Raw genomic sequence first — 14780 nt, 5'->3', positions numbered from 1 at the left:
GCGCCATCCTCCTCATCGCCACGGGAGCGCGTGCCCCTCCCGCCTTGACGATCCGGGACGGGTCGGTGCTGATGCGGCGGAACCGGCGGCTGCTGTGCGCGCATGCCGGCTTCACCGTCAACCCGCCCGCCGCCAGAGCCTGTTCGACCATGTCCCAGATCAGCGACTCCCTGATGTCGATCCTCGACCTCGAGCCGCTCGAGCGCAATCTGTTCCGGGGTCGCAGCCCCCGCGTCGGCTGGCCGCGCGTCTTCGGCGGGCAGGTCATCGCGCAATCGCTCTACGCCGCCTGCAAGACGGTGGAGGGCCGCCAGCCCCATTCCCTGCACGCCTATTTCCTGCTCGGCGGCGATCCCGAGATCCCGATCATCTACGAGGTCGACCGGCTGCGCGACGGCCGCTCCTTCACGACCCGGCGCGTGCTGGCGATCCAGAAAGGCGAGGCCATCTTCGCCATGTCCGCCTCCTTCCAGGTGGAGGAGACCGGCTACGACCACCAGATGCCGATGCCCGACGTGCCGCCGCCGGAGGATCTGCCCGATCGCGACGCGATGAGCCGCGACATCCTGCCCAACATGCCCAAGGCCGTGCGCGCCTATTACCAGCGCGAACGGCCGATCGAGATCCGCCCGGTCGAGCTGCGCCGCTATGCCGGCACCGGCGAGACGATGGAGCCGCGCTTCCATGTCTGGATCCGGGCGATGCAGCCCCTGCCTGACGATCCGGCGGTCCATCAGGCCGTGCTCGCCTATGCCTCGGACCTGATGCTGCTCGATTCGAGCCTGATCGCCCATGGCACCACCGTCTTCGATCCGACGGTGCAGGCCGCCAGTCTCGACCATGCGCTCTGGTTTCACCGGCCGTTCCGCGCGGACGAATGGCTGCTCTATGCGCAGGACAGCCCCTCCGCCTCGGGCGCGCGCGGCTTCTCGCGCGGGCTGGTCTTCGACCGGCAGGGCCGGCTTGTCGCCTCGGTCGCTCAGGAAGGCCTGGTCCGGCCGCGGCCGGACCGCGTCTGATTATCTTCTAGGCAACAGCCCCTAAATTCATCAACCGCTCGATTTCTGGGCAGCGTGCCCGCGCCGGAATCACTCCCGTGCGGCGATTCCCATTGCATGCCGCCTCTCCCCCGCCCTGCGCCGCCAGTTGGCACGGGCCTTGAATTGCGACCGCCGACGCGCCGCGATGACAGGCGCGCGAGGCGCAACAGGATCGCCGGGGCTGACTTCCGGGCGGCGAAACGGGGAAACCCAGCAATGAAGATCGTGATGGCTATCATCAAGCCGTTCAAGCTGGAGGAGGTGCGCGACGGGCTCACCGCCATCGGCGTGCACGGCCTGACCGTGACCGAGGTGAAGGGCTATGGCCGCCAGAAGGGCCATACCGAGATCTACCGTGGCGCCGAATACGCCGTGAGCTTCCTGCCCAAGATCAAGATCGAGGTCGCCGTGTCCGACGAGCTGGTCGGCAAGGTGATCGAGGCGATCACGGCAGCCGCCCGCACCGGCCAGATCGGCGACGGCAAGATTTTCGTTTCGTCGATCGAGAAGGCCGTGCGCATCCGCACCGGCGAGACCGACGGCGACGCCCTCTGATCACACGCGATCCTTCCGAGGAGTTTCAAACGATGCACTTCAAGACCATCAGCCGGGTCGGGCTCGTCGCGCTGGCGCTCGCCGCCGCCGGCGGCGCGCTCGCCCAGACGCCCGCCGCCCCCGCGCCCGTCCCCAACAAGGGTGACGTCGCCTTCATGATGAGCTCGACCGTCCTGGTCTTCCTCATGACGATCCCGGGCCTCGCCCTGTTCTATGGCGGCCTCGTCCGCAGCAAGAACATGCTCTCCGTCCTCACTCAGGTGTTCGCGATCGTGAGCATCGTCGCCCTGATGTGGGTGATCTTCGGCTACTCGCTCGCCTTCACCAATGGCGGCGGCCTGAACGACTATGTCGGCGGCTTCTCGAAGGCCTTCCTGCGCGGCGTCGACGCCACCACCACCGTCGCCACCTTCTCCAACGGCGTCGTCATCCCCGAATATGTCTATCTGGCCTTCCAGATGACCTTCGCCTGCATCACCCCGGCCCTCATCGTCGGCGCCTTCGCCGAGCGCATGAAGTTCTCGGCGCTGCTGCTCTTCACCGTCCTCTGGGTCACCTTCATCTACTTCCCGATGGCCCATATGGTCTGGTACTGGGGTGGCCCGGATGCGGTCGGCAACGCTGCCAAGGCGCTCGCCGAGGCCGGCGCCGACGGCAAGGCGGCCGCGCAGGCTGCGCTCGACGCCGTCAACGCCGATGCCGGCATGCTCTTCAAGTGGGGCGCGCTCGACTTCGCCGGCGGCACCGTGGTGCACATCAATGCGGGCATCGCCGGCCTCGTCGGCTGCATCCTGATCGGCAAGCGCATCGGCTACGGCAAGGAGCTGATGGCCCCGCACTCGCTGACCATGACCCTGATCGGCGGCGCCCTGCTCTGGGTCGGTTGGTTCGGCTTCAACGCCGGCTCGAACCTCGAGGCCAACGGCACCGCCGCGCTCGCGATGGTCAACACCTTCGTCGCCACCGCCGCCGCAGCCGTCGCCTGGCTGTTCGTGGAATGGGCGGTCAAGGGCAAGCCCTCGATGCTCGGCATGGTCTCCGGCGCGGTGGCCGGCCTCGTCGCCGTTACCCCGGCCGCAGGCTTCGCCGGCCCGATGGGCTGCATCATCCTCGGCTTCGTCTCCGGCACGGTCTGCTTCGTCTTCTGCTCGACGGTGAAGAACGCGCTCGGCTACGACGACTCGCTCGACGTCTTCGGCATCCACTGCATCGGCGGCATCCTGGGTGCGCTCGCCACCGGCATTCTCGTCAATGTCGATCTCGGCGGCGCGGGCATCCCGGACTACAGCTCGAAGCCCGGCGAACTGGCGGTCGGCGCCTATGAGTTCGGCACCGCCTTCATGGCCCAGGTCAAGGCCGTGCTGTTCACGCTGGTCTTCAGCGGCGTCGGCTCGCTGATCCTCTTCAAGATCGTCGATGTGATCGTCGGCCTGCGCGTCGCCCCCGATGCGGAGCGCGAGGGCCTCGACATCGCCGAGCATGGCGAGCGCGCCTACCACGCCTGAGGACAGGCGCCCGGCCGGGCTCGACCGGCCACCACATCATCATCCCCGGCGGGCGACCGCCGGGGATTTTTCATGGGCGGAGGGCTGCGACCCGGACGATCTCGCCAAGGTTAAGCGTGTCTTAACCTCGGCTTCCTAACGTGGTCGAAACGGCCGATGCGATGCGGCCCGCAGTCCCGAATGACGGCCCAATCCCGCATGCGTACGATCCGACGCTCCACCTCGCTGATGGACCGCCTGCCCGATCCGGTGCGGGAGTTCCTGTCGCGCCGCGCCAGCGAGATGGTCGGCCTCGCGCTGATGGCGCTGATGGCGGCGGTCGCCCTGTCGCTTGCGACCTGGTCGGTCGACGACCCCAGCCTGAACAACGCCACCAGCGGCGCCGTCGCCAATTGGCTCGGCCGGCCCGGCGCCATGGTCGCCGACCTGCTGATGCAGCTGATCGGGCTCGGCGTCCTCGCGCTGCTGTTCCCGCCGCTGGTCTGGTCGCTGCGGCTCGTCCGCTTCCACATCTTCGACCGTGGCGCGCTCAAGCTCGGCCTCTGGATCGTCGCCATCGCCGCCACGGCGGCGGTCGGCAGCGCCCTGCCCGCGACGCCGCGCTGGCCGCTCCCGACCGGCATGGGCGGCGTCATCGGTGACGGCCTCCTCTTCGGCACGCGCAATCTCGCCGGCATCGCTGGCAATGCGGTCGGCGGGCTCGTCGGCTTCCTCTATGCCGGCATCGCCATTCTCGCCGTCACAGCCGCCGCGGGCTTCGGTTTCGTCAGCGACGAGGACCCGGTCCTCGACGAGGACGAGGCCGACGAATCCTGGTCCGAGAGCGAGGACCGCCGCGACGACGAGCCCGGCATCGCTGTGATCATCGTCGGCTGGCTCGCCCATGGCGCCATGGCCCTGCGCGGCATGATCCTGCGCCGCCTGCCGCAGCCGCCGCGCGCCGCCACCCAGGGTGCCGGTACGCCGGCCGCGAACCGCAGCGGGCTGGAGCCCGTCGCAGCCGGCCGTGTGCGCCGCGAGCCCCAGTTCGACGAGGGTTCGGCTCGGAAAGCGGGCCTGCGTCCGGAGGTGCCCTTCGACCCCGCTCCGCTGCCGCCGCTGCGCGGCCCCCGCGCCGCACCCGTCGACGACGCGCCCTTCGATCTCGACGACGAGCCGCTCGATCTGCGCGACCTGAATGCGCCGCGCGTCACGGCGCCGGCTCCGGGCCCCAAGCCCGGCAAGCGCATCCAGCGCGAGGCCCAGCCCTCGCTGCTCGACCGCGAGGAATTCGAGCTGCCGCCGCTGACCTATCTGTCCGAGCCGCGCAAGCTGCCCGCCAACGCGATCTCGACCGATGCGCTGGAGCAGAACGCGACGCTGCTCGAAGGCGTGCTGGAAGACTTCGGCGTGCGCGGCGAGATCACGCAGGTGCGCCCCGGCCCTGTGGTGACGCTCTACGAACTCGAGCCCGCTCCGGGCACGAAGTCCTCCCGCGTGATTTCGCTGGCCGACGACATCGCCCGCTCGATGAGCGCGATCTCGGCGCGCGTGGCGGTGATTCCCGGTAAGAACGCGATCGGCATCGAGCTGCCCAACGCCAAGCGCGAGACGGTCTATCTGCGCGAACTGCTGGCGAGCCAGGATTTCGAGAGCTCCAAGCACAAGCTCGCTTTAGGGCTCGGCAAGACCATCGGTGGCGAGCCGGTGATCGTCGATCTCGCCAAGATGCCGCATCTCCTGGTCGCTGGCACCACCGGCTCGGGCAAGTCGGTGGCGATCAACACGATGATCCTGTCGCTGCTCTACCGGCTCAAGCCCGAGCAGTGCCGGCTGATCATGGTCGACCCCAAGATGCTGGAATTGTCGGTCTATGACGGCATCCCGCATCTGCTCACCCCCGTCGTCACCGACCCCAAGAAGGCGGTCGTCGCCCTGAAATGGGCGGTGCGCGAGATGGAGGAGCGCTACAAGAAGATGTCGAAGCTCTCGGTGCGCAACATCGACGGCTTCAACGCCCGCGTGGTCGAGGCGCAGGCCGCAGGCGAAGTCATCACCCGCACGGTCCAGACCGGCTTCGACCGTCATTCCGGCGAGGCGATCTACGAGGAAGAGGTCATGGACCTCGCGCCTCTGCCCTATATCGTCGTCATCGTCGACGAGATGGCCGACCTGATGATGGTCGCCGGCAAGGAGATCGAGGGCACGATCCAGCGCCTCGCCCAGATGGCGCGCGCGGCCGGCATCCATGTCGTGCTGGCGACGCAGCGCCCGTCGGTCGACGTCATTACCGGCACGATCAAGGCGAACTTCCCGACGCGCATCTCCTTCCAGGTGACCTCGAAGATCGACAGCCGCACCATCCTCGGCGAGATGGGCGCCGAGCAGCTTCTGGGCCAGGGCGACATGCTCTATATGGCCGGCGGCGGGCGCATCACCCGCGTCCACGGCCCCTTCGTCTCGGATGCCGAGGTCGAGAAGGTCGTCGCCCATCTCAAGACGCAAGGCCGGCCCCAGTACCTCGACGCGGTCACCTCGGAAGAGGAAGAGCCCGGCACTGAGGCCGAGGACGGCGCGGTCTTCGACAAGGGCGCGCTCGCAGCCGCCGAGAGCGAGGACCCTTACGACCAGGCGGTGGCGGTGGTGCTGCGCGACAAGAAGGCCTCGACCTCCTACATCCAGCGCAGGCTGCAGATCGGCTACAACCGCGCCGCCTCGATCATGGAGCGGATGGAGAACGAGGGCATCGTCGGCCCCGCCAACCACGCCGGCAAACGCGAAATCCTCGTCGAAACCGGACGCGCCCGCGAAGACGAGGATTGAGGGAATGCAGGGCGCGGGCCTTGTCCCGAGCGCCTGCGGTCCTCAAATTGCCATCAGCGCGCTGCAACCTGCTTGGCAGCGGACGCGTTCAGGCAAGGACGCCGTGGCCGTCTTCGGACTGCACGCAGCCGCCGACCCGATCGGGAGCGGCGACAAGACAGGGGAGAGAGGCCGGGACATGGCACCGAATTCGACGCGACGGACCAGGGCTGCGCTCACGAGCCGCGTCACGGTGCTGGCATGGTTCGGCTGCATTGCTTTGTCCGGCCCGCTCTCCGCCCAGCCGCTTCAGATCCTGCCGCCCAAGCCAGCTGCCGCGAAGCCTGCCGGCCCCCGCCCCCTGCCGCTGCCGCCGATGCGGCCACCGGGGCTCGGCATGCCGCGCATCGCCGAAGCCGCGACCGTTCAGGCAGCCGCCGTCGGCGCTGTCGCGCCCGCGGCTGCCGAGGCCGCACGCACCACACAGGCGCCCCCCGTGACGCGGGCGCGCAGTGGCGCTCCCGCCACGCGCGAGGAGGCCATCGAGCGGCTGAACGCCTATCTCAACAGCTTCACCACCCTGCAGGGCAACTTCATCCAGCACGCCGCCGACGGCCGTCGCCTGGAAGGTCGGATCTATATCCAGCGGCCCGGCAAGATGCGTTTCGAATACGAGCCGCCCGCGACGATCGAGGTGATCGCCGATGGCACCTCCGTCGCCGTGCGCGACAAGCGGCTGGCAACGCAGGACGTCTATTCGCTGGGCCAGACGCCGCTGAAATTCCTCGTTCGCGAGCGCATGGACCTGGCACGCGAGGGCACGATCACGGGCGCCGCCGTCGATGGCGACGTGCTGACGCTGCGCCTGGAGGACCGCACCACACTGGGCGGCACCTCCAAGATCGCGCTCAAATTCGACCTCGCGGCCAATGTGCTGCGGCAATGGGTGGTGATCGACCCGCAGGGCTATGAGACCAGTGTCTCGCTCTACAACCTCGACACCCAGCGCAAGCCCGACGCGAAGAACTTCGTCATCGACTACCAGCGCAAGCTCTGACGCCTTACGGACCGTCCATCCGCGACGGCCCCGATCCGGCTTGCTTTTCGCGCCGCTCCGAACCAGTTTCCGGCACCTCTCTTTGCCGGAAGCGCGCGCGTGCAACTCACCGTCACCAGCTGGAACATCAACTCGGTCAGGCTGCGCATCGGCATGGTCACCGACTTCCTCGCGCGTCATGCGCCGGACATCCTGTGCCTGCAGGAAACCAAGACCCCGGACGAGCAGTTCCCGGCCAAGGCGTTCGAGAAGGCGGGCTATATCCACCAGGCCTTCATTGGCCAGAAGGGCTATAACGGCGTCGCGATCGTCTCCAAGCTGCCTTTCAGCGAGCGTGACGCGATGGCGATGTGCGGCCGCAACGACGCCCGCCACATGACGGCCGTGCTCGATGCCGGCGCGGGCGCAGCGGCGGGCATCGCGATCCATAATTTCTACATCCCTGCCGGCGGCGACATTCCCGACCCCGAGAAGAACGAGAAATTCGCCCACAAGCTTGCCTTCCTCGACGAGATCGGCGCCTGGAATGTGGCCAAGCGCCCGACCGATCGTCCGGCGATCCTCGTCGGCGACCTCAACATCGCGCCCTATGAGCATGATGTCTGGAGCCACAAGCAGCTCCTCGACGTGGTCAGCCACACGCCGATCGAGACCACGACGCTGGAGAAGCTGCGCTCCGAGGGCGGCTGGACCGACGCGGCCCGCACGCTGCGCCCGGAGCCCGAGAAGCTCTACAGCTGGTGGAGCTACCGCGCCGCCGACTGGGAGGCCTCCAACCGCGGCCGCAGGCTCGACCATATCTGGCTCTCGGATGCGCTGACGCCGGCCTTGCGCGACGTGACCTTCCTGCGCGAGGCACGCGGCTGGGAGCGCCCCTCCGACCATGTCCCGGTCACGGTGACGCTGGAGCTCTGAGACGCGCCCTCAGCCCCGCTCGAGGGCGGTGAGGGCTTCCTGAACGGCGGTGAGCTGGCCGACGAAGCCCTGCAGCCGCTCCGCCACCGCCGCGGCGATCGCTTCCGCCGAGGCAGGCGATTCGGCCAGGACCCGGCGCATCACGCTGCGCGACAGCCGCATGACCTGCGTCGGCTCGCGCGCGATCGCTGTCACCGGCCGCGCCACGGCGGCAAACAGCGCCGTCTCGCCGATCAAGGCGCCAGGCCCGACGATCTCCTGCGCCGGCTGGCCGTCCTCGCGGCTGTCGAGCGCCACCGCACCCGAGATCACCAGCACCGCCCCATCCGAAGGCTCGCCGACGCGGAACAGCACGTCCCCGGCGCGCAGGATGCGGCTCTCGGCCGCGAAGGCGACCAGACGCAGCGCATCACGCTCCATCAGGCTCAGCAGCGGCTGCCGGGCCAGCAGGGCGATGTCGTCGTCGAGGGCCATGTCTTAGGGGTTGAGCCGGTAGCCGCCGGCATCCGTCACCAGCAGGCGAGCATTGCCCGGATCGGGCTCGATCTTCTGCCGCAGCCGGTAGATATGCGTCTCGAGCGTGTGGGTGGTGACTTGGCTGTTGTAGCCCCAGACCTCCTGCAGCAGCACCTCGCGGGCGATCGGCTTGCGCCCCGCCCGGTAGAGGAAGCGCAGGATCGCGGTCTCCTTCTCGGTCAGCTTCGTCTTCGAGCCCTTCTCGCTGACGAGAAGCTTGGAGCCGGGATGGAAGGTGTAGGGGCCGACCTGGAAGACCGCGTCCTCGCTCGCCTCGTATTGGCGCAGATGGGCGCGGATGCGCGCCAGCAGCACAGCGAACTTGAACGGCTTGACGACATAGTCGTTGGCGCCGGCTTCCAGCCCCAGCACCGTGTCGGCGTCGGAGCCCTGGCCGGTCAGCATGATCACCGGGCTCTTGAAGCCGTTCTTGCGCATCAGCTTCACCGCCTCGCGGCCATCCATGTCGGGCAGGCCGACATCCATGATGGCGAGGTCGATTCGCTCAGCCTGCACCGCCTTGACGGCCGCCGTAGCGGTACCGGCGGTCGAGAGCTTGAACTCGTCATAGAGCGCGAGCTGCTCCGCAAGCGCGTCTCGCAAGGTCTGGTCGTCGTCGACCAGAAGGATATGATGCACGGCGGGCATGGGGATCGTTCGCACGAGAAATGACGCGTTACCATGAGCCCGCAGAATCGCGACCGCAAGTCACGCGCAATGGAATTCCCGTGAGAAACCGTGATCGGGCCGGCTTCCGCCGCCTCCCGCAGAGCCTCCGCCTCCTCTCCACCTTGCGCGTCTTCGCCTCGGTTCGCGACCGCAGGAAGGGCTTTCTGGTCGCCGGTGGAGCAGTCTTTCCCTGCGCTCTCGGCCGCTCGGGCATCGGCACGCTGAAGCGCGAAGGCGACGGCCGCACCCCGCGTGCCGAGCTGCCGCTGCGAAACGTGCTCTACCGCGCCGACCGCATCGGCCGCCCGCTCAGCCTACTGCCGCTGCGCATCATCGGCCCGCGCGATGCCTGGTGCGACGATGCCGCGGATCGCCGCTACAACCGCCTGATCGACCGCCCGCCCGGCGAGGCGGAGGAGCGGCTGACCCGCGACGACCATCTCTACGACGTCATCGTCGAACTCGGCTGGAACGACGCCCCGGTCTTGCGCGGCCGCGGCAGCGCGATCTTCTGGCACCTCGCCCGGCCCGGCTTCACGCCGACGGCGGGCTGCGTCGCGGTCGAACGTCACGTCTTCGCGAAGGTCCTGCCCCGGCTGGCACGACGCTGCGTGATGCGGGTCAGATAGAGGCATCGCGGCTAAACACCGCCTCAGCCAGATCGTCATTCTCGGGCGGAGCGAAGCGAAGACCCGAGAATCCCGGCCGAAAGGAGCGCAGAACCTCTCCGGCCTGAGATGATCGGGTCAAGCCCGACCATGACGTAAACTACCCACGCGCGCCGAAGATGGCGCTGCCGACCCGGACATGCGTCGCACCGAGCTGGATCGCCGCCTCGTAATCAGCGCTCATCCCCATCGACAGGCCGCGCAGGCCGTGGCGGGCTGCAATCTTCGCCAGCAGCGCGAAATGCGGCGATGGCGGATCCTCGGCAGGCGGAATGCACATCAGCCCTTCGATCAACAGGCCGTGATGCACGCGGCAGCTCTCGAGCAAGCCATCGATCTCGGCCGGGCTGACCCCACCCTTCTGCGGCTCGTCACCGGTGTTGACCTGCACATAGATCGTCGGCGCCCGCCCGCTGCGCGCGATCTCGCGGGCGAGCTCCTTGGCAAGGCTTTCGCGGTCGAGCGAGTGGATCGCGTCGAAAAGCTCGACCGCCTCCCTCGCCTTGTTGGACTGCAGCGGCCCGATCATATGGACCTGCGTATCGGGAAAGCGTTCCTTCAGCGCCGGCCATTTCGCCTTCGCCTCCTGGACATAGTTCTCACCGAAGACGCGCTGTCCGGCTTCCAGCACCGGCAGGATCACGTCCGCCGGCATCGTCTTGGACACCGCAATCAGCGCCACCGAATCGGGATCGCGCTCGACATCGCGCGCAGCCTGCGCGATCGCCGCCCGGGTTTCCCTCCATCGCTTCACCGTATCGCTCATCACGTGCCCTCGTATGCCCGGCGCGGCGTTGACCGCGCCGCCTCAATGGTGTCCTAGTCCCGGCACCTCCGATGATGCAAGAATAGCCCGCTGCCATGGCCGTTGAACGCTACAATCCCAAGGAATCCGAGCCGAAATGGCGCGCCGTCTGGCAGGAGCGCAAGCTCTTCGAGACGCGCAACGACGACCCGCGGCCGAGCTACTACGTGCTCGAGATGTTTCCCTACCCGTCGGGCCGCATCCATATGGGCCATGTCCGCAACTACGCGATGGGCGACGTGGTCGCGCGCTACAAGCGCGCCAAGGGCTTTGCCGTACTGCACCCGATGGGGTGGGACGCCTTCGGCCTGCCGGCGGAAAACGCCGCCAAGCAGAAGAACGTGCACCCGCGCGAATGGACCTACGCCAACATCGCCGCGATGCGCACGCAGCTCCAGTCCATGGGCCTCTCGCTCGACTGGAGCCGCGAGCTCGCGACCTGCGACCCGTCCTATTACCGCCACCAGCAGAAGATGTTCCTGGACTTCCTCAAGGCCGGGCTCGTCGACCGCAAGACGGCCAAGGTCAACTGGGACCCGGTCGACGAGACCGTGCTCGCCAATGAGCAGGTCATCGACGGCAAGGGCTGGCGCTCGGGCGCGCCGGTCGAGATCCGCGAGCTGACGCAGTGGTTCTTCAAAATCACGACCTTCGGTCAGGAGCTGCATGACGCGCTGGAGGGTCTGACCCGCTGGCCCGACAAGGTGCGGCTGATGCAGAAGAACTGGATCGGCCGCTCGGAAGGGCTGCTGGTTCGTTTCGCGCTCGAATCGAATACCTTCGGCGCCGAGGAGGTCGAGGTCTACACGACGCGGCCGGATACGCTGTTCGGCGCGAAGTTCCTCGGCATCGCCCCCGATCACCCCCTCGCCAAGGCCGCCGCTGCGGAAAATCCGGCGCTGCAGGCCTTCATCGAGGAGTGCAAGCGCACCGGCACGGCCCAGGAGAACATCGACAAGGCCGAGAAGCTCGGCTTCGACACGGGCCTGCGCGTCGCGCATCCCTTCGATCCGTCCTGGACGCTGCCGGTCTATGTCGCGAACTTCATCCTGATGGAGTACGGCACGGGCGCCATCTTCGGCTGCCCGGCGCATGACCAGCGCGACCTCGACTTCGTCAACAAATACGGCCTCGGCAACACGCCGGTGGTCGCGCCCGAGGGCGTCGATCCGGCGAGCTTCGTCATCACCGACACGGCTTATGTCGATGACGGACGGATGATCAATTCGCGCTTCCTCGACGGCCTGACGATTGCACAGGCCAAGGAGGAGGTCGCTCGACGTCTCGAAAGCGAGAGCCGCGGCCATCGCCCGGTCGCCGCCCGCAAGGTCAATTTCCGCCTGCGCGACTGGGGCATCTCGCGCCAGCGCTACTGGGGCTGCCCGATCCCGGTCATTCATTGTTCCGCGTGCGGAACGGTGCCGGTTCCCGATGCCGACCTGCCGGTGAAGCTGCCCGACGACGTCTCCTTCGACCGGCCGGGCAACCCGCTCGACCATCACCCGAGCTGGAAGCATGTCGCCTGCCCGCAATGCGGCGCGGCCGCCCGGCGTGAAACCGACACGATGGACACCTTCGTCGATTCGTCCTGGTATTTCGCCCGCTTCACCGATCCCTGGCGGACCGAGAGCCCGACCGACCGCGCCGTCGTCGACCGCTTCCTGCCGGTCGACCAGTATATCGGCGGCGTCGAGCACGCGATCCTGCACCTCCTCTATTCGCGCTTCTTCACCCGGGCGATGAAGGCGACGGGCCATGCCGGGCTGGACGAGCCCTTCGACGGCATGTTCACCCAGGGCATGGTCGTCCACGAGACCTATCGCGACGCGGCCGGCAACTGGGTCGAGCCCGGCGATGTCCGCATCGAGACCGAGGGCAGCGAGCGCCGCGGCTTCCATGTCGAATCCGGCGTGCCGATCGAGATCGGCGCGATCGAGAAGATGTCGAAGTCGAAGAAGAACGTCGTCGATCCCGACGACATCATCGCCTCCTACGGCGCCGATACAGCCCGCTGGTTCATGCTGTCGGATTCGCCGCCGGACCGCGACGTGATCTGGACCGACGAGGGCGTACAGGGTGCGGCGCGCTTCGTGCAGCGCCTCTGGCGTCTGCTGAACGAGATCGCCGAGCGCACCGGCAACGCCGCCACTGCGCCTGACGCGACCGGAGAGGCGGCCCAGACACTGCGCAAGGCCACCCACAGGGCGCTGGACGCCGTCGGCAACGATATCGAGCGGCTCGCCTTCAACCGCTGCATCGCGCATGTCTACACGCTGACCAACGCGATCGGGAAAGCGCTCGATGCGGCCGCCGAGAGCGCCACCCTGCCGCCGGATCAGGCCTTCGCGCTGCACGAGGCCGGCGTCGTAATCACCCAGCTCGTCGCGCCGATGATGCCGCATCTGGCGGAGGAATGCTGGCGGGTACTCGGCCAGACCGGCCTGGCCGGCGAGGCCGCCTGGCCGGTCGCGGAGGCCGCGCTGCTGAAGGACGACAGCATCGTTCTGCCCGTGCAGGTCAACGGCAAGAAACGCGCCGAGGTGACCGTACCGGCCGATGCGGATATCATCGCCGTCGAGGCGCTGGTGCGCGCATCCGATGTCGTCGCGAAGGCGCTTGACGGCCGCGCGATCCGCAAGATCATCGTGGTTCCCGGGAGAATCGTGAATGTCGTCCTCTGAGACTAGTCGCCCCGGAGCCCTGCGGGGCTCCCGCCTGATGCTCGCCGCGGCCCTGATCGCGGCCGCGGCGGCAGGCGGATGTTTCCAGCCCCTCTATGCCGAAAACACGCGCTCCATCACCGGCGGCAGCGTCAAGGACACCTTCAAGGAGATCCAGGTCCCCGAGATCAAGGGGCTGATCGGCCATTACCTGCGCAACGAGCTGGTCTTCGAGCTCGATGGCGGCAACGAGCCGGACCGCGCCAAACGGCTGACCTTCCAGACGCAGATCTCTGAGGCGATCGAGGTCGTGACCGTCGACTACGCCAACGGCCGGGCTGATTCGGCGATTCTGGTCGCGACGGCGACATGGTCCCTGACCGACACGGCGTCCGGCAAGGTCGTCTCCAGCGGGAGCAATGTCGTCCGGGCTCCCTATGAGCGCTCGACGCAGCGTTTCGCCACGGTGCGGGCGGCCCGCGACGCCCAGATCCGTGCGGCGAAGAACCTCGCCACGCTGATTCGCGGACAGATCGCCGCCGACCTCGTCGCCGGCTGAGCGGATCAGGACGCCGCATGGCCTCGATCAAGGCGCATGAGGCGGACCGCGCGCTCGCCCGGCTCGACCCCGCCTATCGTCTCGTCCTGATCTATGGCCCCGATGCCGGCCTCGTCTCGGAGCGCGCCGCGGCCCTCGCCCGGGCCCATGTCGACGATCCGCAGGATGCCTTCCAGCTCGTCCGGATGAGCGGCGACGAGATCGCCGGCGACCCGCTCAAGCTCGTCGACGAAGCCAACACGATCGGAATGTTCGGCGGGCGGCGCGCGATCCGCGTCTCGCCCACCGCCAAGATGCTGCTCGGCGCCGTCGAGCCGCTCCTGGCCACCCCCTCGCAGGATGCCATCGTCATCGTTGAGGCCGGCGATCTCCAGCGCACCAATCCGCTGCGAACCGCCTGCGAGCGCGCACGGACCGCGCTCGCCGTGCCCTGCTATGGCGACGCCGCGCGCGATCTCGGCACCATCATCGACGAGATGGTCCGCGCCGCCGGAAAGACGATCGACCGCACCAGCCGTGACCTGCTCGCCGGCCTGCTCGGCGGCGACCGGCAGACCTCGCGCCGCGAAATCGAGAAGCTTCTGCTCTATGTCGGCGACGATCCCGCGATCGGGCAGGCGCATATCGAGGCCGTCGTCGGCGACACCGCCCAGCGCGAGCAGGCGATGCTGGTCGATGCCGTCTTCGCGGGGAAGCTGCCGGTCCTCGACCTCGCACAGGCAAAACTCGCCAGCGAGGGGCTGGATGCCGGCGTCATGCTTGGCGCCGTGCTGCGGCACGCTCTGGCGCTGCTGAAGGCCCGGCAGGGGGTCGATGCCGGCCGCAGCGCCCGCGACATGGTCGCGGCCATGCGCCTGCCCTACCCGCGTATCGCCACCACGGAGGCGGCGCTGTCGGCCTGGAGCACGGCGAAGCTGATGGAGGCGGTCACCTTGCTGGGCAATGCCACGCTGGCCGCCCGCCGCGACGGCGATCTCGGCCGGGCGGGTGCGACGCGGGCGCTGTGGACGCTGGCGCGCCTCGGCCGTGTGGCCGGGCGCGGGGACTAGC

At 68.2% G+C, this 14780-nt stretch carries 13 protein-coding genes; 10 read left to right on the top strand and 3 right to left on the bottom strand.

The window, feature by feature from the left end; all coding sequences use genetic code 11:
* Positions 1–149 precede the first annotated feature (149 nt).
* From tesB to xth, 6 genes are all read left to right on the top strand, one after another.
* Positions 150–1019, top strand: a complete 870-nt coding sequence (gene tesB, locus ABIE41_RS04765; protein WP_192643643.1) for an acyl-CoA thioesterase II — start codon at positions 150–152, stop codon at positions 1017–1019.
* A gap of 237 nt (positions 1020–1256) precedes the next feature.
* A complete protein-coding gene (locus tag ABIE41_RS04760; protein ID WP_054141588.1) occupies positions 1257–1595 on the top strand; it encodes a P-II family nitrogen regulator in 339 nt (112 codons plus the stop codon).
* 32 nt (positions 1596–1627) lie between these two features.
* On the top strand, positions 1628–3100 hold the full coding sequence (locus tag ABIE41_RS04755; RefSeq protein WP_192643642.1) for an ammonium transporter: 1473 nt from the start codon (positions 1628–1630) through the stop codon (positions 3098–3100).
* A 198-nt stretch (positions 3101–3298) separates the two neighbouring features.
* Positions 3299–5902, top strand: a complete 2604-nt coding sequence (locus ABIE41_RS04750) for a DNA translocase FtsK (protein ID WP_192643641.1) — start codon at positions 3299–3301, stop codon at positions 5900–5902.
* Between the two features lie 178 nt (positions 5903–6080).
* Positions 6081–6938, top strand: a complete 858-nt coding sequence (locus ABIE41_RS04745) for a LolA family protein (RefSeq protein WP_192643640.1) — start codon at positions 6081–6083, stop codon at positions 6936–6938.
* A gap of 99 nt (positions 6939–7037) precedes the next feature.
* The gene (gene xth, locus ABIE41_RS04740; protein ID WP_192643639.1) at positions 7038–7853 is read left to right on the top strand and encodes an exodeoxyribonuclease III; all 816 of its coding nucleotides are present in this window, start codon (positions 7038–7040) and stop codon (positions 7851–7853) included.
* 9 nt (positions 7854–7862) lie between these two features.
* Here the strand turns inward: xth and ABIE41_RS04735 are convergent, their stop codons facing one another.
* Together ABIE41_RS04735 and ABIE41_RS04730 are read right to left on the bottom strand one after the other, a co-directional pair.
* Positions 7863–8327, bottom strand: a complete 465-nt coding sequence (locus tag ABIE41_RS04735) for a cyclic nucleotide-binding domain-containing protein (protein ID WP_192643638.1) — start codon at positions 8325–8327, stop codon at positions 7863–7865.
* 3 nt (positions 8328–8330) lie between these two features.
* Entirely contained in the window at positions 8331–9017 is a 687-nt protein-coding gene (locus ABIE41_RS04730) for a response regulator transcription factor (RefSeq protein WP_192643637.1), read from the bottom strand.
* A gap of 80 nt (positions 9018–9097) precedes the next feature.
* Here ABIE41_RS04730 and ABIE41_RS04725 point away from each other — a divergent pair, with 80 nt between their 5' ends.
* Positions 9098–9667, top strand: a complete 570-nt coding sequence (locus ABIE41_RS04725; RefSeq protein ID WP_354191778.1) for a L,D-transpeptidase family protein — start codon at positions 9098–9100, stop codon at positions 9665–9667.
* 139 nt (positions 9668–9806) lie between these two features.
* Here the strand turns inward: ABIE41_RS04725 and ABIE41_RS04720 are convergent, their stop codons facing one another.
* On the bottom strand, positions 9807–10472 hold the full coding sequence (locus ABIE41_RS04720; RefSeq protein WP_192643636.1) for a YggS family pyridoxal phosphate-dependent enzyme: 666 nt from the start codon (positions 10470–10472) through the stop codon (positions 9807–9809).
* Between the two features lie 95 nt (positions 10473–10567).
* Between ABIE41_RS04720 and leuS the strand changes: the two genes are divergently transcribed.
* From leuS to holA, 3 genes are read left to right on the top strand one after another with little or no spacing between them, the layout of a single operon-like run.
* A complete protein-coding gene (gene leuS, locus ABIE41_RS04715; RefSeq protein ID WP_192643635.1) occupies positions 10568–13192 on the top strand; it encodes a leucine--tRNA ligase in 2625 nt (874 codons plus the stop codon).
* Positions 13179–13730, top strand: a complete 552-nt coding sequence (locus ABIE41_RS04710; RefSeq protein WP_192643634.1) for an LPS assembly lipoprotein LptE — start codon at positions 13179–13181, stop codon at positions 13728–13730. The genes leuS and ABIE41_RS04710 overlap by 14 nt, the downstream gene beginning before the upstream one ends.
* A gap of 17 nt (positions 13731–13747) precedes the next feature.
* Positions 13748–14779, top strand: coding sequence for a DNA polymerase III subunit delta (gene holA, locus ABIE41_RS04705; RefSeq protein WP_192643633.1), 1032 nt, complete (start codon positions 13748–13750; stop codon positions 14777–14779).
* Position 14780: the final 1 nt, after the last annotated feature.

The sequence above is a fragment of the Bosea sp. OAE506 genome, from assembly GCF_040546595.1.
Taxonomy (GTDB): domain Bacteria; phylum Pseudomonadota; class Alphaproteobacteria; order Rhizobiales; family Beijerinckiaceae; genus Allobosea.
This window is presented reverse-complemented; position numbering and strand designations above follow the sequence as displayed.

Coding starts and splice junctions, on each gene's coding strand:
- tesB (WP_192643643.1), top strand. CDS start 150: ATGTCCCAGATCAGCGACTCCCTGATGTCGATCCTCGACCTCGAGCCG.
- ABIE41_RS04760 (WP_054141588.1), top strand. CDS start 1,257: ATGAAGATCGTGATGGCTATCATCAAGCCGTTCAAGCTGGAGGAGGTG.
- ABIE41_RS04755 (WP_192643642.1), top strand. CDS start 1,628: ATGCACTTCAAGACCATCAGCCGGGTCGGGCTCGTCGCGCTGGCGCTC.
- ABIE41_RS04750 (WP_192643641.1), top strand. CDS start 3,299: ATGCGTACGATCCGACGCTCCACCTCGCTGATGGACCGCCTGCCCGAT.
- ABIE41_RS04745 (WP_192643640.1), top strand. CDS start 6,081: ATGGCACCGAATTCGACGCGACGGACCAGGGCTGCGCTCACGAGCCGC.
- ABIE41_RS04735 (WP_192643638.1), bottom strand. CDS start 8,327: ATGGCCCTCGACGACGACATCGCCCTGCTGGCCCGGCAGCCGCTGCTG.
- ABIE41_RS04730 (WP_192643637.1), bottom strand. CDS start 9,017: ATGCCCGCCGTGCATCATATCCTTCTGGTCGACGACGACCAGACCTTG.
- ABIE41_RS04720 (WP_192643636.1), bottom strand. CDS start 10,472: ATGAGCGATACGGTGAAGCGATGGAGGGAAACCCGGGCGGCGATCGCG.
- leuS (WP_192643635.1), top strand. CDS start 10,568: ATGGCCGTTGAACGCTACAATCCCAAGGAATCCGAGCCGAAATGGCGC.
- ABIE41_RS04710 (WP_192643634.1), top strand. CDS start 13,179: ATGTCGTCCTCTGAGACTAGTCGCCCCGGAGCCCTGCGGGGCTCCCGC.
- holA (WP_192643633.1), top strand. CDS start 13,748: ATGGCCTCGATCAAGGCGCATGAGGCGGACCGCGCGCTCGCCCGGCTC.